General features: G+C 40.0%; 26 protein-coding genes. 4 read left to right on the top strand and 22 right to left on the bottom strand.

Features of this window, described 5'->3' with window-relative positions:
* Nucleotides 1-288: 288 nt before the first annotated feature.
* The gene (locus tag HDC33_RS01885) at nt 289-3,024 is read right to left on the bottom strand and encodes a M14 family metallopeptidase (RefSeq protein WP_370457393.1); all 2,736 of its coding nucleotides are present in this window, start codon (nt 3,022-3,024) and stop codon (nt 289-291) included.
* A gap of 158 nt (nt 3,025-3,182) precedes the next feature.
* Here HDC33_RS01885 and HDC33_RS01880 point away from each other — a divergent pair, with 158 nt between their 5' ends.
* Nucleotides 3,183-3,392 (top strand): hypothetical protein, encoded by a 210-nt coding sequence (locus HDC33_RS01880; protein WP_179390837.1) that lies wholly within the window; start codon nt 3,183-3,185, stop codon nt 3,390-3,392.
* The gene (locus tag HDC33_RS16880; protein ID WP_483315870.1) at nt 3,389-3,649 is read left to right on the top strand and encodes a DUF5983 family protein; all 261 of its coding nucleotides are present in this window, start codon (nt 3,389-3,391) and stop codon (nt 3,647-3,649) included. Before HDC33_RS01880 ends, HDC33_RS16880 begins: the two co-directional genes overlap by 4 nt.
* 1,322 nt (nt 3,650-4,971) lie before the next feature.
* Here HDC33_RS16880 and HDC33_RS01875 read toward each other — a convergent pair.
* From HDC33_RS01875 to HDC33_RS01840, 8 genes are all read right to left on the bottom strand, one after another.
* Entirely contained in the window at nt 4,972-7,818 is a 2,847-nt protein-coding gene (locus HDC33_RS01875) for a hypothetical protein (RefSeq protein ID WP_179390836.1), read from the bottom strand.
* A 659-nt stretch (nt 7,819-8,477) separates the two neighbouring features.
* Nucleotides 8,478-9,197, bottom strand: coding sequence for a hypothetical protein (locus tag HDC33_RS01870; protein WP_179390835.1), 720 nt, complete (start codon nt 9,195-9,197; stop codon nt 8,478-8,480).
* A 19-nt stretch (nt 9,198-9,216) separates the two neighbouring features.
* The gene (locus HDC33_RS01865; RefSeq protein WP_179390834.1) at nt 9,217-10,119 is read right to left on the bottom strand and encodes a tyrosine-type recombinase/integrase; all 903 of its coding nucleotides are present in this window, start codon (nt 10,117-10,119) and stop codon (nt 9,217-9,219) included.
* A 114-nt stretch (nt 10,120-10,233) separates the two neighbouring features.
* Complete coding sequence (locus tag HDC33_RS01860) at nt 10,234-12,012, bottom strand: DUF927 domain-containing protein (protein ID WP_179390833.1); 1,779 nt, start codon at nt 12,010-12,012, stop codon at nt 10,234-10,236.
* Entirely contained in the window at nt 12,009-12,410 is a 402-nt protein-coding gene (locus HDC33_RS01855) for a hypothetical protein (RefSeq protein WP_179390832.1), read from the bottom strand. The genes HDC33_RS01860 and HDC33_RS01855 overlap by 4 nt, the downstream gene beginning before the upstream one ends.
* A gap of 61 nt (nt 12,411-12,471) precedes the next feature.
* On the bottom strand, nt 12,472-12,906 hold the full coding sequence (locus HDC33_RS01850) for a hypothetical protein (protein ID WP_179390831.1): 435 nt from the start codon (nt 12,904-12,906) through the stop codon (nt 12,472-12,474).
* Nucleotides 12,903-13,337, bottom strand: a complete 435-nt coding sequence (locus tag HDC33_RS01845; RefSeq protein ID WP_179390830.1) for a hypothetical protein — start codon at nt 13,335-13,337, stop codon at nt 12,903-12,905. Before HDC33_RS01845 ends, HDC33_RS01850 begins: the two co-directional genes overlap by 4 nt.
* 90 nt (nt 13,338-13,427) lie before the next feature.
* Nucleotides 13,428-14,054 (bottom strand): hypothetical protein, encoded by a 627-nt coding sequence (locus HDC33_RS01840; RefSeq protein ID WP_179390829.1) that lies wholly within the window; start codon nt 14,052-14,054, stop codon nt 13,428-13,430.
* 324 nt (nt 14,055-14,378) lie between these two features.
* Here HDC33_RS01840 and HDC33_RS01835 point away from each other — a divergent pair, with 324 nt between their 5' ends.
* Nucleotides 14,379-14,864: an arginine repressor gene (locus HDC33_RS01835; RefSeq protein ID WP_179390828.1), complete on the top strand. Its 486-nt coding sequence runs from the start codon at nt 14,379-14,381 to the stop codon at nt 14,862-14,864.
* 177 nt (nt 14,865-15,041) lie between these two features.
* Here HDC33_RS01835 and HDC33_RS01830 read toward each other — a convergent pair whose 3' ends face one another.
* From HDC33_RS01830 to HDC33_RS01795, 8 genes are all read right to left on the bottom strand, one after another.
* Nucleotides 15,042-15,347, bottom strand: a complete 306-nt coding sequence (locus HDC33_RS01830) for a DUF960 family protein (RefSeq protein ID WP_179390827.1) — start codon at nt 15,345-15,347, stop codon at nt 15,042-15,044.
* Nucleotides 15,348-15,366: 19 nt separating this feature from the next.
* Nucleotides 15,367-16,242, bottom strand: coding sequence for a tyrosine-type recombinase/integrase (locus HDC33_RS01825; protein WP_179390826.1), 876 nt, complete (start codon nt 16,240-16,242; stop codon nt 15,367-15,369).
* Nucleotides 16,243-16,302: 60 nt separating this feature from the next.
* Nucleotides 16,303-16,515: a hypothetical protein gene (locus HDC33_RS01820; protein ID WP_179390825.1), complete on the bottom strand. Its 213-nt coding sequence runs from the start codon at nt 16,513-16,515 to the stop codon at nt 16,303-16,305.
* 179 nt (nt 16,516-16,694) lie between these two features.
* The gene (locus HDC33_RS01815; protein WP_179390824.1) at nt 16,695-17,018 is read right to left on the bottom strand and encodes a hypothetical protein; all 324 of its coding nucleotides are present in this window, start codon (nt 17,016-17,018) and stop codon (nt 16,695-16,697) included.
* The gene (gene radC, locus HDC33_RS01810; RefSeq protein ID WP_179390823.1) at nt 17,018-17,530 is read right to left on the bottom strand and encodes a RadC family protein; all 513 of its coding nucleotides are present in this window, start codon (nt 17,528-17,530) and stop codon (nt 17,018-17,020) included. Before radC ends, HDC33_RS01815 begins: the two co-directional genes overlap by 1 nt.
* Before the next feature lie 96 nt (nt 17,531-17,626).
* Nucleotides 17,627-18,037, bottom strand: coding sequence for a hypothetical protein (locus tag HDC33_RS01805; RefSeq protein WP_255457273.1), 411 nt, complete (start codon nt 18,035-18,037; stop codon nt 17,627-17,629).
* A 727-nt stretch (nt 18,038-18,764) separates the two neighbouring features.
* The gene (locus HDC33_RS01800) at nt 18,765-19,163 is read right to left on the bottom strand and encodes a hypothetical protein (RefSeq protein ID WP_179390822.1); all 399 of its coding nucleotides are present in this window, start codon (nt 19,161-19,163) and stop codon (nt 18,765-18,767) included.
* A gap of 14 nt (nt 19,164-19,177) precedes the next feature.
* Complete coding sequence (locus HDC33_RS01795; RefSeq protein ID WP_179390821.1) at nt 19,178-19,558, bottom strand: hypothetical protein; 381 nt, start codon at nt 19,556-19,558, stop codon at nt 19,178-19,180.
* 375 nt (nt 19,559-19,933) lie between these two features.
* On the opposite strand from HDC33_RS01795, the gene HDC33_RS01790 reads away from it, so the two are divergent.
* Nucleotides 19,934-20,239, top strand: coding sequence for an arginine repressor (locus HDC33_RS01790; RefSeq protein WP_179390820.1), 306 nt, complete (start codon nt 19,934-19,936; stop codon nt 20,237-20,239).
* A 413-nt stretch (nt 20,240-20,652) separates the two neighbouring features.
* Here HDC33_RS01790 and HDC33_RS16460 read toward each other — a convergent pair whose 3' ends face one another.
* The 5 genes from HDC33_RS16460 to HDC33_RS01770 form a co-directional block, all read right to left on the bottom strand.
* The gene (locus HDC33_RS16460) at nt 20,653-20,994 is read right to left on the bottom strand and encodes a site-specific integrase (RefSeq protein WP_255457272.1); all 342 of its coding nucleotides are present in this window, start codon (nt 20,992-20,994) and stop codon (nt 20,653-20,655) included.
* The gene (locus HDC33_RS16455) at nt 20,963-21,175 is read right to left on the bottom strand and encodes a site-specific integrase (RefSeq protein WP_255457271.1); all 213 of its coding nucleotides are present in this window, start codon (nt 21,173-21,175) and stop codon (nt 20,963-20,965) included. Before HDC33_RS16455 ends, HDC33_RS16460 begins: the two co-directional genes overlap by 32 nt.
* Before the next feature lie 282 nt (nt 21,176-21,457).
* On the bottom strand, nt 21,458-21,781 hold the full coding sequence (locus HDC33_RS01780) for a hypothetical protein (RefSeq protein ID WP_179390819.1): 324 nt from the start codon (nt 21,779-21,781) through the stop codon (nt 21,458-21,460).
* Nucleotides 21,781-22,296, bottom strand: a complete 516-nt coding sequence (locus tag HDC33_RS01775) for a JAB domain-containing protein (RefSeq protein WP_255457270.1) — start codon at nt 22,294-22,296, stop codon at nt 21,781-21,783. The genes HDC33_RS01780 and HDC33_RS01775 overlap by 1 nt, the downstream gene beginning before the upstream one ends.
* Nucleotides 22,297-22,530: 234 nt before the next feature.
* Nucleotides 22,531-23,442, bottom strand: a complete 912-nt coding sequence (locus HDC33_RS01770; protein ID WP_179390818.1) for a hypothetical protein — start codon at nt 23,440-23,442, stop codon at nt 22,531-22,533.
* Between the last annotated feature and the right edge of the window lie 308 nt (nt 23,443-23,750).

Raw genomic sequence — 23,750 nt, 5'->3', positions numbered from 1 at the left:
TTGGACAATTACCGACTTCCGTTGGACACTCTAAAGGTTATGTTGGAAACCTCTCCGTTTGTTGGACACTTCCCAACATTGGTTGGACACTCCACTTGATTTATTGAACACCTTGCCAATTACATTGGACTCTCCCTTGAGAATTGTTTCAGAATTGACTGGGTGCCAGTCACCCAGTCAATTCTGAAACAACTCCGAGAACAACCAAAACGGAACCCCCCCAAAAAAACAGCTCCATCCCGGCAATTAAACCCGGATGGAGCTGCCTCTATTTTCACCGATCGCCGCTCACTCCGCCGGCACTTCACTCGCCGCCGCAAAGATGCTGTTTGCTAACATGCGGTAATAGTATTTCGTGTGTGCTCTAAATGCCAGGTCATTGGCAAATAGCGTCACTGTTGAATCTTCGAGCTGTTTCGTGAAGGCGAAGGTTTGGCCTTGTGCGCCTTCATGTCCAGGCCACCATCCGGCAACGTAGAAATCATCGGCGTTTTTGGCTGTTGCTAAGACTTCCGCCCCTTCAGGAACATTCGTTATCCATGACCCTCTTGTTGTATAAAGAAGCTCATCCGCCTCATATCCGGACGTCAATTGGTGATTGACACTCAGCGTCGCTTTCACAAGTCCTTCATGACCGCCTTGTGTTGTGACGTAATCAAAGCCGTCCAGTAATTTTGCTTCTTTCACGGCTTTTAATGCATTATTGCCAATTCCGACGTACGTTTTTCCTGCTAATTGTTTAGGCAAACTGCTATCCGAGATAATGACTTCTGCATTGTCCTCGTCAACCAGTTCAAAGCCGAGTTCTTTCAATGAAAACGTCAATTGACTGGAGCCGCTTCCTGCTACTTTCGGTGTTGCAATCCACTTCACCTTAAAGGAATTGTATGCAGGTAACGGGTTCGCTTCAAATACATACTCTTCGACATGCGATAGGATATCGCTTGTGTTGACGACGAAATCCCCTTTACGGAACCCGAATCGATCTTCTTGTACCAATCCGACTTGTTTTCCTTCTGCAAGAAGTTTATTCACTAGCTTGATTGTGTCGTTATTCGTGTTTTTCAGCACTTGTTTAGTAGCGTTTTGCTTCACTTTGCTTGTTGGGACCTCAACTGAACTGACCTTTGTTGTATGTCCTTCAAATCCTTTTTTATTATCCGTACGCACTTCAATGATGTCAAAACCTCGGAGCGCCGGGAAATTAACGACGACCGGATCGTACATGGCTTTCCAATCGGAAACGTCATCGCCTTTGTAGAGCATCGCATTGGCCAAGCCGCGCTTTGCCTGTTTCATCGGTACGACATACGTACCTTTCGGATATCTAATTTTGTCAATCACTATGTTCGTCGTCGTTTGTTCAACTTTTACACCGTTGCGAATCAAATACTCGACCATATTATACACTTCAAGTGCGTTTTTCTGGTTTTTCGCATCAGTTGGCAGTACGAAATAATCCGGGAAGAAGTTTTCATTATCCCCACGAACCCGACCGATTGATTCGCCAGCTGCATTCGTCAACAATGGATCTACGAGGCGGCTGTCCTCGCCTTTAATGCCGCGGCTGAAGATTTCAAGCTGATTAACAAACAACTTCTCTTTATTTTTAAATACATAATTTGTCGCCCCAAGGCCAGTCCCTACCATCGCGTGCAAGGAATCCTGACTTAACGTTGGGACTTCGACTGTATGTCCAAGCGTACCGTGCAGCATTGAAAAGATAGGTGTATAGGAAGGACCCATGTCATCCCATCCATCTTCATAGCCTTCCGATGCAAGGAAATATGAATCCAACTTCGAATTTCCAATTCCCGCTTTCCCCATTGCATGCGCCTGTTCAGTCATACTTGTAATGAGCAAATCATATTCAAAGTTCGGGTTATGCGGCGGTGTAGCCGGTTCAATCAAGAATCCATTGACATAGCCATGCCCTTCCACCATTGTAAGCGGCGTCCACTTCGCGATTTCTTCATTCAACTGAATCGTTTCAACCTGCGTCTGGTAAGCGTTGTCACGGTTCAAATCAAACCCAAGTGCATTTGCACGTGTATTCAGCACACGCCCGTCCGGATTATGCGAAAAGTTAAATATAAATATGATATTATCGAGTACTTCGTCCATGTCCAACAGGACTTCTTCAGCATTCCCTTTTTCGTCGGTCGTATTGAATTTCACTTGTTTCTCTAGCGCGAATTTCTTTAACAGTTCCGTCTGGAAATCAATTCCTTCCACCTCATCCGGGTGAATATTATTGAACCATACCGGAACTTGATAATCGCCCATTGTGCCGTCTTTGATCTTTTTTATGAGCTCTTCCGGATTTTCAAGCGCAGTCGGCAATGTTTGGTTGAGATACTTGTCCACTGCTTCCTTATCTTTTGCCAGTACTACCATATGGAAATCGCGGCCTTCAACAGATTTGCCGGGACTCTTATACTCCAAATAGCGATCGTTCACTTTAGCCGATTCTGCAAAAATACCATCTATGGAAGGTTTAATTTCATCCCAATCAAGGTATTGATCATAGACATTCAGCTTTACCGTTGTAGATGCATGCAACTCATTTGCCGCATCCACTACAGCAAGCTCATAGTCCCCAATCAGCTTTTTGTAGAGGACACGGATTGACCGTGTGGATAGATTGTCCGTATTGAAAGGCAAACCGAGCTCCAATTCAGCTCTAATCTTTGTCGTTCCGTCAACATAATGAGGCTCTTTTTTAACAGTTATGAATGGATCCCCGGAATACGATTCTGCTTTCGCGTCCCACATCTTCCATTCGGAAAGTTTTTTCCCGCCGAATTGAAGTTCCAGATTGGTGAGGTCTACTTCCTTCCCAAAATCAACTTCCAACTCCACATCACGGATTTCCGTGAGTGAGAATAAGGACTTACTAACCTTTAATTCTGTCGCTTCGCTAACTTGGACAGCGTCAACTGTCTGCGCAGCGAACGTTGTTGCCGGCAATGCCAATGCAATTGCCATGTAGATGGATAAAAACGCTACCAAAAACCGTTTCACTAATCAATTCCCCCTCTTCTAAATTGTTTGTAGATTACTAGACTACTAATCCAATATAGCAATATTTAGGGAAAGAAGATAGGGAATTTACTTCGGGTTTGAAAGTATTTTGAATAATCAGTGCATTTTTATGGTGGGATATTGCTTGTGGTGTTGGGATGGCTGTTTATGCTTTGGAAATAGAAGCAACTTTAGAAAATAATGATGAAGAAGACGATGCATCCATTTACAGCATCTTGAACCTGGTAGAAGAAGTAAGAACAAACTTCGATTCACTGATTCCAAAACTGCTGAAACAATCGCTCAGAATCAATAAAACAGAGTGCGAAATGCCTCCCTATACATATCTTCAAGGGTGTAACAAATGACTATTACATCACTGCTCGAAATTTCCACAGCACATATTACAGCAAAGACAAACCAATGGCTTTTTTGGACAGGGTGCCCTATTGTTATATATCCCAAGGGGACCTATGGGTGGGTAATTCCGATAATAGATTATGATGAGGAGCTGCCAACTGATATACTTCATATCCTTGCTTATGGTAAAGTGAAAGGTTGCCACTGGATTATGCTTGACTGCGATGGTGACAGAACGAACGATTTACCTACATACGATTGGTAATCTGGTAAAGCGGGAATCAATCGATAAAATGAATAAATGATAAATGACAAATGCAGTTCACAAGTGGAACTGCTTTTATTGTTCTCTCTTACTTCTCAGAAAGTCAGTAATCAAGAATCACCGATCAGCAACCTACTTCAGAAGCCGTCCTACTATCTTTTGTATCCAAGTATGTATGCAACAAGTGATTACATGGTGAAATTAGCGCGTAAATGCCCTTATTTCTCATCATTACTGTGTTCAGTGAAATAGATTAGTGACTGATTCCAACATATAAAGAACAGGGCTATTTTGTGAACTTATTCGACAACCCATTTTATAACAGCCAAAATGACAGTTATCCCTCCATCCCCTACATGAAAGCTCTCACCCGGAACAATGGCAGGTCTATCTTATTTATAGAAGCTACTTACTCTAGTTTATAGCATTTTTTCAGGTTCACTACAGTATCAATATTATGCACAAGTATCTTAAAATGCACAACAAATTATGTGAGTGACTAAGCTGGCACGCACTTTTAAGAACCTCTATATTTGCTTTAACCACCGAATACATCTGCTCGAACCATCATTACTCCACAAAGAGACAAACGGGAATAGCTTAGAAACTGACTTATAAGCTTACACACGTTAAGCCTAATGCCACTACGACAACAACAAAGAATCAACTTGGAACCGACAGGGAAGCGGTCTTTAAACACTGGGAATACACGGGGTAAGGAATTGTGCGCTGAAGTAATATTGAAAACAGACAAATCCCCCTACGCCACGAATGACGTAAAGGGATTTGTCTTATTCTCACAGCTCAGACTTCTCAAAAAGGAATATCTGAATTGTGTTAGAACCTGGTACCCGAAACTTAACCATAGCACTTCCCCACAAAGAGACAAACGGGAAACAGCTTAGAAACTGACTTATAAGCTCACACACGATAAGCCAAGTGCTACTACTACGACAACTGCAAAGAATCAACTTGGAATCAACAGGGAAGCGGTCTTTTCACACTGGGAATGCACGGGGGAAGGAATTGCGTGCAGAAATAATATTGAAAACAGAAAAATCCCTCTACGCCATGAATGACGTAAAGCGAAATGTCTTATTCTCACAGCTCAGACTTCTCAAAGAGAGTTATCTGAATTGTGTTAGAACCTGGTACCTGAAATTCGATCACAGCAATGAAGTATTCTTAGAAAAGAAAATAGAAAAAGACCCCGCAGAGATTTCTCTCCACAGGATCATATTTCTTCAGATACTAGACTACTATACTATCATAATAGTGTCTGAATTGCGTGGTGCACAGGCACCCACTTTTCTTACTACTTTTTAGTTTGATTTTGCTACTACTTTAATGTCAAGACCAGTTAATACAGCAGAATGAGCTGTAGGTTTTGCAAGGTCTTTAATTGTTGCAGTTGTAATCGTGATGTCTGAAACTACAGAATCAACGGCAAATCCTTCAGCAGCTGGATTTGTTAAAGTAAATACAAGCTCCTTAGCATTAGTACCTGCAGCAATTGCAGTAAATGCTACTGCACCAGTAGCGCCTCCCTCAACAAGTTCAAAGTCGATTGAACCAGTATCTGTAGCCGATAAAACAACATTTTCACTAAACGTGATTGATAGTTTTCCAGTTGAAGCATCAAATTCAGCTTTAGAAACTGTTGGTGCAACAACATCAGTTGCTACTGCAACTGCATTGTTAAGTGCAGTTTGTAGTGCTGCCGCCGTATAAGTAGGCAATGTTGTATTCATAATTGAAGTCAAAGCAACATCTTGTTGAGCTGCTGTAGCAGCTGTAAACGTTGATAAATTAATGCCTGCCGTAGCAGCCTTATCAATTAATGTTGTTTTAGCTGTAGCAATTTCTCCAACAGCTGGTGCCGCCGCTGCTGATTTTAGGGATAGATTAATTGCATCTACCGCTGCTTGAACTCCAGCTTTGCCAGCATTGACATTTGCTTTAGTAATTGCATTTGTAATAGCTGTTTGGAGTGCTACTAATTGTTTAGCACCATTGTCAGCAGATACAACTGTAAAGCTAGCCGCTAGATCTGTGTATACATCTGTTTGTAATCCGGCAGCAAGGGCAGTAATACCACTAATGTCTACTCCTGGAACGTTAGCGATAGCTGTTTTAGCATCATTGGCATTTGCAGCAGTTTGAACTGCAGTTACAGCTGTTTTAACTTCTGCATCATATTGTGCTGTGTAAGATGCTTTCAATCCAGCTTCTGTGAACATTCCACCACCTGAAGCATTTCTGTCAGCAAATACTCTTGCTCCTACGGCATCTTTTTGTGCAGTAGATTTCAGTGCACTGAATGCTGGAACAAATCCAGAAGCTTCAAGAGCAGTCACAACTTGTGCAGCAGCCGTCGAAGCATTAACAGCTTCTACTGTAGCAGCAATTTTAGCATCAAGAGAAACGATTTCAAATGTGTATTTACCGTTAGCATCTTTAGTAACGGTTACACGAATAGTTCCTAGGTTATCAGATACTAATTTTTCGAAATCAGCTTTATTAAGAGTTACTTTATTGACGTTTGTGTAATTAGCATCTGCATAGCTAATTGCATCTTTGCCATCAAATGTAATTTCTTCGTCAACAGTATCGATAGCTTTTACAACACCAGTATGGATAGTTCCAACTGCTGATGTTGAAGTGAATGAAGCTTTAGCTTCTTTATGACCCAAGTTCACTTTAGTATCACGAGTAATACCATAAGCAGTAACAACTACAGATGTAGTTTTATTTCCTACTGATGTTACTTGGATTGAAGGCTCAAGACCAGAAGCTTTAATAGTAGCATAACGGCTTGGAGAGATAACTGTATCTCCTACTTGAACATCTTCAGTACCTGTGTTAAGCACTTGGAATTCAGCGTCAATAATAACGTTTCCAGGATTATATGCTTTTCCACTTTGGTTAACAGCATTATATTTGAATGTAGCAGGTTCAATTCCTGTGAATGAATCCTTTTCAGTAGTACCTAGGTAAGATTTCAACGTTGCTCCTACCAATTTAGGTGCTACGAAGTAAGTTCTATCAGCAACTTTAGTTGGCTCGCCTTCTTCAAGTTTACCATTTAGGCTGCTAGATGAACTGTTGATATCGATCCAAACAACTGGTGTTGCATAGTCTGTTTGTGTTGTATCGGAAGAAGCGATAACAAATGAACCTTTACCGTCTTTGTCCAATTTAACAGTGATTTGTTTACCAGCAGTAGCTTTATCTTTTACAAAATAAGCATTTGAGCTAGTGCCGATGATTTTAGATAGGTTCTCAGTGAGTGCAACGTTAACAGTTTCGCCAGCAGCTACTTTACCATCTTTGTCTTTTACAACGACATTGTATTTACGTCCGTTGTCTAGACCAATTGCTGCTTCTTCTTCACCGTCACGAGTTACTTCAATGTTATATGTTGATTGAATAGCTGTGAAAGTTAGTGTTTCAGCTGTTGCACGCAATTCAGTTGGTTGTAGAGTATTGTTTCCAAGAGTTTGATTAGTAACATATTCGTCTTTGAAAACAACTGGAGTTGCTTTAGTGTTCGAACCAGTTACAGTGAAAGTTGCTTCACCTTTGCTGTTTGTTTTGATAGTTACGGATTTGTCTAAGCCGCTTGTTAATTGGTAAGGAGTAACGCCATTAACAGTTGCTTTCGTAATTTTATCAATTGAAACGTCTACGTTTTCAGCAAGAGTTACATGTAAAACTTGGTCAGCAACTGGTTTGCCAGTGTATTGATCCTTGTAAGTTACATTGTAAATTTTCGCTTCGCCGTTATTTAGTGTGTTTGTCTTTTTATCATCTGCTGGTGTAACAGTTAGGATGTTATCAACGCCCCAGTATACTGTTGCAAAGTCACGAACAGTTGCAGCGCCAGTTGGATAAACAGCAACACGGTCAACATCTGCAGAGTATTGTGTATAAGAGAATGTTGCAATACCTTCAGCATTTGTAACTACTTCAAAGATTTGGTCTTTGTTTAAAGTTCCAGTAGCGTCTACGTTGAATGTTACTGGTACGCCAGCTTCTTTAGCTCCCACATATGCAGAAAGAATCACTTGGTTACCTACTTTAGATTGAACTGAAGTAGTATTCATTGTGATTTTAGTCGGGATTACTGCAGAAACACCTTCGAATGAACCAATAGCTTTTTCATTCAATGTTACTGTGTATTTCTCTCCGCCTTTTTGAACAGCAGTGGTAAGAACTACTACTTTATCGTCAGTTTGTTTAACAGCCGCGTTAGCAACTGTTAGACCGTCGATTTTGAAGTTAAGAGAGTTAAGGTTTTCAACTTTCTCTTTGAAAGCAACTTCAACAGTAGTAGCGTTAACAGCCTAACCATAAACACATTTTTCCATAAAATACAATCTCCAGCACCCCAAGTACTCTAAGCGTTTGCATGCCCTCGTCAAAACACAGAATAGAAAAAACCAAGTAAAAAAAGAATGATTCCTAGGGAGCCCATGAAAAAACGAGAAATAAAAGAAATAGAAAAAGATGACTCCCGCATCCCCCGCAACCTCCCGTTTCAGCTAAACTAAAATATGAAAAAGCAGCATCAAAACTCCGCTATTCCCGTGTTTCCCGTAAAAAAACAATCTAATAAAAAAAACAGATACTCACTCATCCCACCAGTCAATTTTCCCCTTGTTTCAATAACCCCCTATCTCTATGCAATGTTTTCCCCATCATTTCGGAATCATTTCCGTTGATTCCCTTCCATCCTATAGTGGCTCTTTTTCTATGGGATTGCGGGGAATGCGGGAATCGTAGGCCATGACTCAAAAAAAGCGGGGTGCAGTTCTCCGCAACCCCGCTACATCAAGATGATTTGATTCAGTTGTTCTTCGTATCCATACCGTCTGAAGAAATCGGCAAGTGCCACTTCGACAATATCTCGTTGGGTAACATTGAATTCCTTACTGTAGTCATTCAGTAGCACCTGCACCGATGTCGGAAGCCCAAGTGTTTTGTTCGCTTTAGCTCCTTTGAACTTGTACCGTGGCAATGTCGCATCCGTCTGTGTTTCCAGCAGTTGCATCAATTTTTCCTGATGCTTGGTTAGAAAGGCAAGCAGCCCTCCGTAATCCGCATCCGTCGTTGCAATAGGAAAAGCGATCCGTTCACTTTGTTCGGTAGAAACGGTCTTCTTCAAACGTTCATCGTAAGTGTACGTGTTTTGCTCAGTGTTCCACATGTAGCCATGACTTTTCATGTAGTCGCCAAGTTCATCAATCGTAGAAAAACCATGTTTGAGGGCAATCTCTTCGATATTGGCATAGCGTTGACCAAGTTGTCGGGTGATTTGGGCGGCTTTCGTCTGCGTAAACAAGGAGTCTTCTTCGGCAGTCGGGGTCACGGGAGAGGGGAGGAAATAGGTGTTCCCGTCCCACTTGAATCCTCTACGCCTGAAATACATGTCCAGAGTTTTCCAACTTTTATGGTTGTAATGCGATGCAATTTCTTCCTTTGTCTTACCATCTGCTAACATTGATAATATTTCGTTGATTCTACGGTCTTCCAATACATTTTCCATCGTTTAATCACTTCTTTCCTTAGAAATCAATCCGTTCAATAGCTTCTTTCATATCATCTTGGTGGACATGTAAATAAATGGACGTGGTTTTCAAACTGGCATGACCGAGTAATTTTTGAATGACCGCCACATGTGTATCTTTCGAAACTAAGTAGCTTGCGAAGGAATGACGTAGAATATGACTCGTCACATGCTTGTCGATGTTTGCCTTCTGGTATGCTTCCAACAAAATTCGGTTCACATATTGAGTACTCACGGTTCCAGACCGTTTCGTCGCAAAGAAATAGAGGGAGTTTGTTTCCGGACGATGCTTCTGCAAATAGATAGTGAGCTGTTCTGCAAGATGCGAACTGAGTGGGACTCTTCGATTCTTGCCACCTTTACCATTGATGACCTGGATATAGCTTTCATCCAAATTCACGTCTATAAGCTTCAAATGAATACACTCATTCACACGGATGCCAGAATACGCCATGGTCAGCGCAAAGTAGTGGAGGACAGGATGATTAATTGCGTCTATGATTGCTTCCACTTCATCCCTATTAAGATACGTCCGCTCCGTATCGGGAACCTTCATCCGTTCAATTTCATCTAGTGGATTTTCTGCAATGATGTTCTTTTTCTTCATACATTGGAAAAACATCGCTAGTGTGTTCAGCTTGCGGTTGACAGAACGTGGCATACACTTCCGTTCCTTCACTAAATACCTCATAAATTCTTCAATATGTTGGACGGTAATTGCTGGGATCAAAACAGGAGCGTTGGATTTTTCTCCGATCCACCTCGCAAACTGCTGGCTGTCTACGTAATAGCCTCTCATTGTTTCATGACTCATCCCACGAAGTGAAGACCATTCTTCAAAGACATCCAGTGCTTCATTCATATACATTGGTGGTACGGTTGTTTCTGTTTTCTTATTCATCATCGTTCCTCCTATTAATAGTAAAAGAGGAAAGGAATCTGTTTGATGAATCCCTTTCCTCTGCCACTTTTTTATTATTTTTCTTGTTATGTATCACTACAAGCCTTTGCCGTTCTACGTCTCCACCTGAAATGCTGGGTGAGTCGTTTCATAAATCATTCCACACAGATGGGTTTCCTTGTCTAGCATAATATTGTACGTTGTATCAGAGGCTTTCGATTTGGAGAATAACTTTCCAACCATCTTTTGTCGTGCATCCTGTTCATCGTCCCCAAAGATTCGTGTTCGTTTTGTTCGACGGTCGCTTTCCGTAACAAGCAGCCCTTTCTCATCCCAGTCCCGTAAGATGACTTTCGGGTCCTCAAAGCCACCCCCTCGCAATTGTTCTTCCAATATATTTTTGAGGATGGCGACTTCGATATGTGTACCATGGGGGATGAATTTCCCCCAACAGTTGGGAGGACTCCCAAAGCTGCCTTCTCTTTTAAAGTTCTGTTGATGTTGAATGATAACTTGCGTGATGTAATGTAAAGCTTTTCCTCCTATATCCCGAGAGGATGCTCGTTCTTTTTCCTGCTCGACAAGGAACGCTAGGACACCTTCGATATCTAGTGATAGACCAAGTGCTCGATTCATCAAATCCCCAGCCGCCAAGATAAGTGCATATTTCTTCGCAATTCGGGATCGAAACGGTGTTTCCTCTAATTCTTCGATACATCTTGACTGCCACTGTTCCCATGTTTTTTCGATGACCGATAGTTCTTGGGCAAACAAGTAGTCGAGGAAAGCAATGCCCGCATGTCCATAATTGTCCTGTATCACTTTACGAATAGCGTCGGCATTCTCCGCAGAGGTTGTCCATGACACATTGGATAGTTCGAATGCCCGAACCGTCAGTCCCACATTTTGGCTCGTCCTCTCGAATATGGACTGCTCCCCAGTCGAGAAGATTGTCGTTGACCATGTTCCTTGTTTTCGTTGGGTCATTTGGTCGGTCAGTCGTGATTTCTCTTGACCAGAAGTGAGCACATACACCTCGCTGGTGAGAGATTTCGACTTGCTCATGGACAACTCATCAAATATAATCGGTATACCATAGTTGCCACTCATCATATTAATCGTTGCATTGGCGGTTCCGTTCCATGTTTTCATTAACCCTCTTTTCTTATTGGATGGCATTCCAAATGCCGATACCGCTAAGAGAGCAGCCGTCGTTTTCCCACGTGTACTATCACCCGCCAAGTGAATGAGGAGGGAATCAACGTCATCATAAAACTTTGAGAGATAGCCCACAATGACACTGGAAAACCCTGCACAGACGATAAATTCCAACTTCACATTTCCCTCCACATGATTCCGAATCATCTCAAGCCAAGCGTTCAGTGTTCCAGCGGGGGCTAGATTATACAAGCCATTTTCCGTATCGTTGGAAGCAGCGAAAAGAGCTTTTTTCGGGTGAACATTCTCATGCCGGAAGTAGATCGTTTCATCTTCTTTGATATGCCAGCCCACATCCTGGTACAACTCTCGATGAAGAGCCGTCTTCTGTTGACTCATAAGAAAATCGGAAATGGCTTTATGCGTGGAAAAAGGAATATTCATACCTTTACTCGATAGCTTGAGTAACTCATTCGGGATGAGTTGCCCCATCCCAATTGTCCACTCGTGATACTGCTCCTGGAAGAAATAGCACAGATTAATTGTCACTTCTTTGGTATCCATGTTTTGAACCATTTCTTTCACGAATATCGGGTCACACAAACGTTGTTTGCTAATTTCTTCCGTCTTCTCGTTCTTCCTCTGCACGAACAATCCATCTTTCGAAATTTCATAGGGAAAGTGTCCGAATGTCTTCCCGTTTTGCAAGGCTTCGATTGTGATTGTCTTTTTCATTCGATTTCATCCTCATCTGATTCTTCCACATATTCGTTTTTGTTGTAAATTCCGATGATATTTGCAGAGTAGGTCTCCCCACTGTAATCATGTACCACTTCAATGACACATTCTTGACCTATCATTTCAGTTATACTATACTCTCTTTTTTCTGTCCCAAGCGTGGCGTTTTTCAATTGGCTGAGTAAATGAAAATTCGAATCATGTAAAAAGGATTGCTTTACTGTCTCTCCCTCTCCCGTAAGAAAGGTCATCCAAATTCGCTTAGTCGTCCCTTTAAACCACCTCACATCTGTCCCTATTTCCATTGCGATTGGCGTCGCAAAATGTAGAACTCTTTTCATTCCTGGTTTTAAAAATTCCATTCCTGCTATAACAAATCCATTTGATGTTTTCATATTAAATTGCTCCTTTTCCTGTTAGTTATCTAGCTAATTACTTCAGAATGCGTTCTTTTTTCTATTCGTTTTCTACTTCAGGCACTCTTGATTTCATTTGAATAAAAACAATCACTTCTCCATCATTCTCATCCGTTTCCAAAACCGGGAAGGTAAGCGATGTACGTTCCGAATAATCTAATTCGTAGCGTTCCACAATTTCTTTGACAAGAGCAGTGTTGTAAATTACACTCATTTTTCCGCTTTTGCTTAACTTGTAATCTGTATGCTTGTCCCCAAGGTTCTTTGCGATTGCTATTACTCCTTCCGTATAAGCGATTTGGATGGAGTCTGGATGGGAAAGGCTATCCAAGATTATCGCATTTAAAGTCAAGCGTTTTCCGTTGACCGAATTGACGATGGACATTCCACCAGAACTAGCTGCTCGTGTTGTATCAGTGCACTGAGATGCTTCAAAGTCAGTTAAGTTGGGTAAGTTAATTTTTACTTGTTTCATCGGAGTGCACCTCCAAATGGAACGGGCTCGCCTTGATGGTAGGGAATCTGGTGAACTTCCATTTCATATTCAAACAGGATGTCCTCTGCTGAAATACGAATACCCGTTTCATCATCCAAGAAGTATTCATCACTGAGAATACTTGCTTTCATGTCATCAAACGAAGTCCACTTTTCGCCTTTCAAATAAGTGACCTTAATCAGGTAATGGTCCTCAGTCGAATGAATTTCAATATTTTTAATTGTACGAGCTAGCGATATCTGATCTTGAAAATAATCCGCCAACGTAATGACATCATCTTCTGCTGTCCGATCCATTCGATACGTTGTGCTGATGCAAGTATAGGAAATGAAGGTACCCGCATCTCCCTGACTTTGATTTCTCATTACTATTTCGGATTTTTTGTTACTACTTAATTGAACTTTCATCATTTCGTTAGTCTCCTTTAATTGTTGTTGTGTTCGTTTCCTCCGAGCGTTTGCCATCTAACAAGCATCATTTACATGCGGATTTTTAATGAATTAAATGCCAAGTTCATTTATGTTTGTGTCAAAGCTCATACTGATTACGAAATCATCGATTTTAGTTTGAGGTTCGTCGAACATATGACCGAGAACCTTGCTTATCCCATAAATCTCAACTCCACGTTCGGTTAATTCCTCCAGCTTACAGGTTTCGCTTATTACATAATAAAGTTCTCCCCCCTCCTGAACTATGTTGATATAAAGTCCACATTGAGCGTAAAGAGCTTCTTTAGGGATTGTTTTATCTTTCGCTGATATCCTAATGTCTTGCATCAACTTCAAGTAGTGATGATTAAAACCTTCTTCCAAACAATAGACTTGGTGAATCCGTCCATCCAATTTCTCAGCGATAACCTCCCACGCAATCACTTTCAAGCTATCCGTGTTTGGAAAATGATAAATTTCTATTGGATGCCCTGCGACCCAAAACCCAGTCGAGTTAGAAGAAAATTGAAGATCTAATTGAGACAACTTAATTAAGTCTACAAACTCTCCCAGACTTTCTATCCGTCCCGCTTGTTGTATGTATCCAAACACTTCTTCATCTGTCGGATGGTCTGCATCTTTTGGCTCGATTGATTGAGACAATTGAAGTTTCTGTTTTAACTTGGTCATCTTGCTCATCTTCTTCATCTCCATTAACTTTTATAGGTTCTATGTTTCTTACAGTTTGTATACTATATAAGAACTATGCGTTTGTAAAATACAAAAACATTGATTAATCAACACTTGAATTGTATAATATTTACGTTGCATATTAATATTCCATTTATTATTCCATTTTTTGAATCATAGGCACATTTTCAGACGGGGACACTTAGTGACCTAATGTATATGGTTATGTATATGGCAATACTTAGTTTATAAGCATTGCGGCATATCAATATAAAAAAAGTAGCGAAAAAATAGATGGTGGAATTTCTGAAAATAATAGAGTTTGATGGGGGAATGGTCAACATGAAAGGCGAAGAGAAAAACGCAGTAGAATCTAAAATTGATAAAATGAAAAGACATGAAGCGATTTTAGACATCGTTCAAACAGTCGATATTAAGTCTCATCAAGCCATCGTAGATGAATTGAATGAACGAGGATTTACAACTGTTCAAGGAACGGTCAGTCGTGACCTCAGTGAACTAAAAATCACAAAAGCAAATGATGGGTTCTATCGCATTACAAGTGAAACGCTACAAGAAATGCACCTGAATGAACTACTGACACTAATGAAACAGCAATCTCCCATTTATTACGACAATGTTGCCTATCACTACTTGAAAATTGGGAAGGGGAACGCATCACTGTATGCATTCCACCTTCAAACAGCATTTCCAAGTATCATCCTTGAAGTGACGATTAGAGAAGATGGCTTATTGATGCTGGTGAATATGGATCATGAGGAAGTTCAAACATTCCTGGACTTCCTCAAGCATCCTTAATCTTGTTTCCTTGTGATGACTTCTAGAACCACCTTACGTATTTCAACAACCCGACTTGCCATAGCATTCGTCTCTGAATATCATGACTGTCGGGGGATTTTAGACAAAACATCGGCAATTGCTCGGATAATCTCAATTACAATGGTATATTTCATGTCAATTACCCCCCTTTCTTGATTAGTAATCTTCTGGAAAAAGCATCATTTGGCTTTCCCCATTGTCTATACACCAGATGGTTCTGATGATTGGTTCCGTATCTTCTAGTGGTAGGATCCATAACCGCTGTCTTTCCGGCACTTCTTGGCGGTGAATGATGGCTTGTTTCCCGTTACTGATGGACAGCTCAAATACTTGTAAGTAGTCCAATTCAGTAACACGGATATTTTTAACATCGATTAGTCGCCATAAAAGAATAGCTATTTCAGAATGTAATTCTTCTGCAATCGCCCTTGTCATATAGCGTTGCTCCTTGTTATCAAACATAACTTTTCTCTCCTCTGTATTACAATAAGTCCAGTGCGTCCTGTTTATCTTTGCGTGATGTTTGAATGTACATGCTTGAAGTCATGTCAACAGAATGATGGCCTAGTATCTTTGAAACAGTGACAATCGGAACCCCACGTCTTAAAAGTAAAGTGGCGCACGTTCTTCTAAATAAGTGAGGATGTAATTTAATCCCCACATCATCGGAAATTTTGGCTAACCAATCCCTAACCGCATCCCTGTGCATCTTTCCACTACGTTGCGACACTAAAAGATAGTCACTTTCATGGAAACGTGATTCTTTACGTTCACCTACTTGGTATTCTTTAATCAATTCCATGACATCATTCCGAATTCCAATCTCTCGAACCTTGCCACCTTTCCCCCTAACCATCAACGTAAATGTAAGTCCATTAATATCTGTCAACTTAATATTCACAAGTTCCGAAACCCGGACAGCTGTATAGAGCAGTAGATGGATAATTAAACGGTTTCTTCTACTTACTTTGGCAGTATCCTGGACATAGAAGAGAACCTTTTCCACTTCTTTATCTGTCAGGGCATTTACTACTTGTTCACTCCCAGTTGCGATTGGTACACAATCCTTCTTTAGTTGAATATAGTTTTCCGTAACAATTCCTTTTACTCGCAGGAAATCATTGAAGACTTTCAAGCTGTTCACTTTCTTATTGATTGTCGAAACTTTGAAAGCTTCGTCCAGTAAATGTTGCTTATACCTTACAAACGAAAAACGAGAAATTGGCTGTTGTTCATCAGCTGCCTTCTCCGCTAAGTACAATTGGAATTGCTTCACATCATTGCAGTAGGACTCAATCGTTTTGGGACTCTTACCATCCTCGATTAACCATTGTCCGAAAGTTTCTAGATGATTCATAACTAAATATGCCCCCTAACGTAAAAAGAGCCATTCATGCAATTTCTACATGAACGACTCCTATTCTATTAAACGTTGTTGCGTGTACAGTTGAAATACATTTTGCATTTGTTCTTCATCAAGACTCCAAGCATGCCGGATATTTAATGAATCTAAAATGCGATAGTGCTGGGTGATTACGTTTCGTTGTATTTTCCAACCCTTTGAACGAGTAACCGTTTCCCAGAAAACCTTTCCTCCAAGTGTTTGACAAGGGAAATTGGGCAGGCTCATTTGATCACCTCCTTCCAACGTGAAACTCAACTCGCGACAGTCTTTAGATAATGTCATGAGCTGTTGCATGTTAAAAATAACAAAATCCCATTACTAACAATGTTCTTGTCTAAGTCATCTTGCCGGATAAAGAAATGCCGTCAGTTTCCAAATGAATTCACTTAGAAATGTCGTGTGCTTCATTGGATGAGTGGAAGCAATTTTCGGGAAACCATTTTTCCATTTTTCGTGATAACCTGCAAACACCAATCAGGTAAGTTAGGATAAAAAGCAACTGCACCGACCCATTCATTGCTCCGATTGTCATCTGCAATCATGATTTCATAGAGCAGGGTTGCAGGAACCACTTGGAATAACTCTCTTGGAATAAAGAAATCTTCAACTTCATCTAGGCCTAGTTCAGTCGCTTCAACACCAATTTCATCAGCAGCTAATTCTACCGCGAATACATTTTTTAATGTTTCCTTGAACCAATGAATTTCTTTCGAATTTACACTGGTCATCAGATATACCCCTTCTCTTTCAATGATACAAAAGTGTCATCACCAATGATTAAATGGTCCATCAGGTCGATTCCAATAATCTCACCTGCTTTGACAAGACGTTTCGTAACCTCAATATCTTCATTTGACGGCACTGGATTGCCGCTGGGATGATTATGAAAAATTATTATGGATGATGAGTTAGATAGAATAGCTACCTTCATCACTTCTCTAGGATGTACAATACTCGAATTTAAACTACCAATGTGAGCGATATTGATCGCTGTAGGCTGATTCTTCGTGTCCAAACACATCACAACAAGATATTCCCTGTCTAGTTCACCAAGGAACTGCTTAAATATCTTGTAGCCATCTTCTGGACTTCGCACACAACGATCCTTATACATGAGCGTTGTTTCCTTCACCATTTTCAAACTGACAATATCCACCCGCTTAGCCGCGACACGCTTACCCCCTGTTTCTTTCATACAAGACAATTCCAGTTGCTTAACATTCGTTTCATACGTACTCATATATTCTTCCTCCTCCAATTGAAATAAGCCCTCACTCCGCAATGGGAATCAGAACTTGATGAATTTTTTCTACTTAGTAGTAATAGTTCATCCTCGTTAATCGACATAAAGTTCATACGCAATTGGTTCGCCATTCTTCAACCATAATTCGTAAAACATCTTCTTCTTTTCTCCTTGAAGCACCACACCAGCATTCCACTCATTTCCTTTTTCATCGACATACATAGCCTTCTCAAAAAGTAATGGGATCGGTAGTGTTTCTATTTGTTTCACCGGTAAACGCAAATCAACCAAGTCCTGATGGCAAAGACTATAGACTTCACAGCTTACTTCATTTTCCAAGACTTCGATATTGAACGTCTTTTTCATTCTTCCTACAAACCAACTCAGATTCATCAGATTCGATGCACTTTCAGCAAATTTCCCACTTTTTACAGTGATAGTATTACCATCTCCTTTGATTAGATAACTTATTAGCTTAATACCATTTGATTCATATGCATTCATGTATTATCCTCCTAGAATAAAAATATGCCTTAATTCCACAATGGAAATTAGGGCTTGATGATACTATTCAAGATAATAATATATATTTGAAGAAGTAGTTAATACGGAAGCCTTCTACTGGTTACTTGTCAAAACTCTTTCTTTCCTCTATGTTGCTAGGTTCAAATACTACTAGAAGGAGAAGTGCAGACGATATGAAAATTTAATGGGGGAAGCCGGAATGAAAAGGTAAAAGTAGTAGAAACGGAAAACTCCCTAACTCCACGATTGACGTAAAAGGACTTGTCTTATATTCACGGCTCAGACTTCCTAAGGAGAGTGATCTAAATTGTTTAGAACATGGTACTTGAAATTGAGAACTGAAATTGTCTGAATCGCATTGAAATCTGTAACTAAAATTCAATAGAAAATCCCCTCAAGTCACAAAGACTCAAGGGGATATCTACAATTCTAGTACTCATTCAAATTCTAGTGAACATGAATTATCCGAATTGGGTTAGAACCTGGTACCCGAACTTCCAGCCAAATCCCATCTACAGGAGCTGGATGGAACGCACATTGGGAAACGACAGAGAAATCGTCATACTCTCGCTGAATCCTTGCTTCCCGAATGTTTTCGATTAACTCCATCTTACGAAGCGGCGAATCGTTTTGATTGCTGATATTGTATGGCAGTTGGCTTTTCGCGTCACTCGCTCCTTTTCCCTTCTGCAGGGAGTCTGCATTGTTAAGCGCTGTAAAAACCCAAATGAAACACAGTTTGGAAAGGGTGATTCAACTTATCTATTGTTTTTTCCAACATCAGTACAAGCTTCGTCACTCGTTCTTCGAGCTGATGTGGATAATCGAACCTATTTTCATATCCCAAGTCATCCGGAATCTCGTACGCATACGTTTGAAAACCATCTCGTTCATAGCACTCCAGTAATTCGTACAAGCATAACGCTTGTTTAAAAGATTCTTTAATCTGACGTTTGTCGTATGGCTGAATTACTTCTGTCATGTCAATAGTGAATACAATTTTGTCGATGTCATAACCACCTTCACCAAAAGGCTCGTGCGCATCAAAAGGCTCATAGACTACTTTAACTGTTCGGCTTCCTACTTCTACATCAATCGTTACCAAGACGTTCTCCCCCTTTAATAAATAACATCCAAAATCATTTCCAGTTGAATCGGTTTCTCTTCATCAGCCCATTTTCTTATTTTTATCATCAGCTCATTGTATTGCTCTTCAATTGCGGGCTGAAAATAGGAAAGGCTAGTAAAACCGATTAATCTTTCTAAACGAACTCGTATACTGTATTCACTTCTTGTTTCTGCAAAGTCGGGTAAGGAGTGATGCGGTATTTCGTAACTCACAGCATTCTTGATTGCTCCCAAAGAATCCGTGTCCCAGAATTTCTTGTCCAATTTCAACTTGACTTCCCGGATGTAATAAGTCATTGCCCCGTCTCCATCTCCAGTTACATCAAAACTCACTTGGACTCTACGATTATTGTTTACCTGTACAGTTAACATGATTTTCCTCCTACCTTCGCATTGTTTGGCTTTCGTTCGGCTTTGTTATACATTTTGCATTTTGCCTTTCTCCTTTCTTATCTCTTTTGCTTCTTAAATTTACATCACGTTTATGCATATATCAATCACTACTTTGTTGATATATCAACATCCATTCTTTCGATTATTTATTATCCACATTAATATGCAGTATAATATTTAATCACTCGTATAATCCGTTGGATCCAGTGCGGCAAAGCTTGGTTAACCTTTGTATATGGTTATGCACATGTAGAGTCTTAGTAACCAAGCACATGAGATGGAAGGCACAAAGAAGTGTCAAAAAAATAGATTGGATGCATTTGTGGTTAATAGTTGAATATAGGAGGTGTAAGAATGAAAGATGATAAACAACTAGAACAAACAGAGAAAGATAAAAGACAAAAAGCAATCATCGAAATGATTCAAACAGGGAAATACAGAAGGCAGTCCGCAATTGTTGATGAACTAATCAATCAAGATTTTACCGCTGTTCAAGGCACTGTCAGTCGTGATATGAGGGAAATGAAAATTGTAGAGGGGAAAGATGGTTCCTCTTGTATTACCACTGAACCCCTTCAAGATATGCATCGCAATGAATTGCAACGGCTTTTAAGGGAGAACCATCCACCTATTACAAAAATATTGCTTTTCACTACATGAAGGTTGAAGAGGGGAAGGCATCCAGCTTTGCCCTCCACCTTCAACAAGCCTTCCCTGATGTTGTGCTGGATGTTGCGGTTGCTATGGATCATCTGTATTTGACGATCAATATGGATGCAGACACAGATGGTTTCTTTCACACACTAAATGCCATTTAATATTTTTTTTAGTAATTATTCAAGTATCGCTTTCACAAGATCGGCAACTATGCTAGGTATCATTTTGACGTTCCTCCTTCGCAATGAAATGAGAAAATATGGAATACAGCAATTCCTCACCGCATCCCGATTCATTTTTTCAGACCGCTGGCTGACAAGGAGATGGCTGCTGTGGTGGAAAACAGACTCGGAACGCTTCCTCTTCATGTACTCCCTAACTAAATCATGGACATCCTGCCGCAAGCCGATTTCACGCTACTTTCCTCCTTTTCCAAGGACGATTAATTGGTTGGTCAGAAAATCAATGTCCGCAATTTTGATTCCTACTAATTCACTCACCCGCACAACTGTATAAAGAAGCAAATACACAATCAGCTTATTGCGTGTGCTCACTATGTTGCAGTCTTCAATGAAAAACAGTAACTTTTCTACTGGTTCTTTTGAAAGGGCGATTACTGTTTCCTCACTTCCAGCGCCAATCTTAATCCAATCTCTCTTAAGCTGAATGAACGATTCGCTTACGACTCCTTTGGTTCTTAGAAAATCATTGTAAACTTTTAAACTATTAACCTTTTTTGTTGATTGTCCAAATGGCATAGTTCTCTAATAGCAGATGTTCCTTGTACCGTACAAATGAGAAGTGGGATAGGACTGGAACATCATTTAGTTTCTCTTGCAAATAGGATTGGAATCCTTTGACATCGTTCACATAGGACTCGATTGTTTGGTCTGCTTTCCCCTCTGCAAAGAGCCAATCCCTAAATTCGTTTAGTTCCAAGAATGATTCACCTCCAAACATGAAAAAGGCTATTGATGTATGTTGTTCTACACCAATAGCCCTTTTACGGTTTATTTCTATTCATTTGTGATTTTCCTTTCTGCTTCCAGTACTACCTTCTACGTCAGATTGACTGATGACAGTTATATAATAATGGCGTTAGTTGTTGCTTATTAAAAATGATGATATTCCATTAACGACAACATTCATGCTTGTATGAATTGAACGTATAAAGTAATGTCGTCAGTTTCCAATCGAATCTACTTAGTTATGTCGTGAGTATCATTGGATGAGTGGAAGCACATTTCGAAGAATCAGCTCACCATTTTTCGTGACCACCTGTAAACACCAATCCGGTAAGTTAGGATAAAAGGCAACTGCACCGACCCATTCATTTTTAGTTTCGTCATCTGCAATCATGATTTCATAAAGTAGCGTTTCAGGAACCACCTCGAATAGCTCACTCGGAACAAAGAAACTTTCAACTTTAGACAATCCTAACTCGATTGCTTCTACACTGATTTCTTCAGCAGACAGTTCCATTTTGAAGTTCTCTTTTAGCGTTTGCATGAACCACTGAAACTCTTTCGTGATGGAATTGGTCATCAGACGTACCCTCTTTCCTTCAAAGATACGAAACTTTCATCTCCGATCACAAGATGGTCTAATACTTCAATTCCGATTATCCTTCCAGCCTCTACTAGTCTACGAGTAACATCTTTGTCTTCTTGTGAAGGTTCGGGGTTTCCACTCGGATGCGTATGGAATAGAATAACATTTTTGGAATTAGTAACAATGGCTAACTTAAACACTTCACGGGCTGTCACAATACAATTGGATATGTCACCAATATGAGCAACATTAATGTGATTCGGTTCCGATCTATTGTTTAAGCATATTACTACAAAATATTCCCTATCTAGTTCTCCAAATACTTCTTTGAAAAGATCAAAACCATCTTTCGGACTACGAATACAACGATTTTTATAAAGAACTGATGAATCCTTTACAACTCTTAAACTAAAAATATCCACCCGTTTAGCCGGAACATACTTACCTTTCTCTTCTTTCACACACAACAATTCCAGTTGAACGCCATTTCCTTCACACATTTTATACATTGTAATTCCTCCTCCAATTAAAATAATCCCTAACTCCGCGATGGAATTAAGGACATATTGTTATATCTAAATAATAATATATTATTGAAAAGGTAGTTAAAACAGAAAAATCCCCCTACGCCACGAATGACGTAAAGGGATTTATCTTATTCTCACAGCTCAGACTTATCATAGAGAGTTATCTGAATTGTGTTATAACCTGGTGCCCGAATTTAAGTGACTGGCACCGGGATGTTAATTCGGGAAGTTCAATGTTAAAGTTTCACTTCTATTACCTGCATTATCTATTACTACAACTTTTACTCTAATAGCAGAATTGCCAACCCATTCATTATTAACATACGCCATGTTAGCATATTTAGGATCCACAGTTGTTATTACTAATGTATCTTTTACTAATTCATTGGAATAGAGATTTCCATTAGACTTGGAATACTTATTGCCATTTAGATCATTCAAGTAACCAGCCCAAGTTTTATTCTTAACTAAGTTATTTGAAGCTGGAGTAGTTTTAATGGCCGTTTCTACTCCATTCTCTACCGTAAAGTAAGATATAACAATATCTGCTTTAGAAGTAAGAGACAAGTCAATATCTTCATTTACTTTAAATCCAACATTAATCCGATTAGGTCCATCAGAGTTAATGTAACCTTCAGAAATTAGAGGAGCAATTGTTTCATGTGCTCCATTTTCAACTTTTACATCTTCTCCAACAGTAATTTGAGATTCAGCAGTACCTGCAGTATTATTAACAGTACCATTTCCTACAACTGTAGTAGCTGCATTTGAAGTTAATATTGTAACTGTACCATTGTTATTGATAGATGCGCCAGTAGCTGTGCTTGCAACTGTTAAATCAGTTACAGTCGAAGTAGCCGGAATAGTAACGATAGCAGGTTTATTTAGCGTTAAACTTGCAACTGTCTTACCTGCCCCAATAACTAGTTTCGTACCTGCATCTGGATCATTAAAGTTTAATTTGTTTCCAACACCATTTTCATTCCAAGTGTTAGCACTCACGTTATTAATGAACACAGTTCCACCAACAGTTGCATTATTTACAAAGGTAGCATTCGCCGTGTTTACTGTTAAATTACCCGTAAGAGTACCAGCATCCAATGTGATTGTACCGGTAGCATTCGGCACGTTATAAGTTAAGCTACCTGTAAGTGTTTTATCATTTAAATCAATATCAACTTTACGATTTACTGTTGCTGATGCTGAAAAATTTTGTCCTAGAACAATTTTTGAGATTGCAGAGCTTGCAAGAGCAGTATTAAAATCATTTGCATTGTTTACAGTTACTTCGCTATTCCCTTCTTATACCACAATCCTATGGCTTTCGATTAGGGCCTACACCGTACAGGCGACTTTCATCGCATACGGCGTGCCATCAGCGGTTAATCTCTATTCCTTATTTCCCCTCCTCAAATATACAATGGATTGAGTTATAT

This window comes from Sporosarcina sp. JAI121 (assembly GCF_013408665.1).
Taxonomy (GTDB): Bacteria; Bacillota; Bacilli; order Bacillales_A; family Planococcaceae; genus Sporosarcina.
This window is presented reverse-complemented; position numbering and strand designations above follow the sequence as displayed.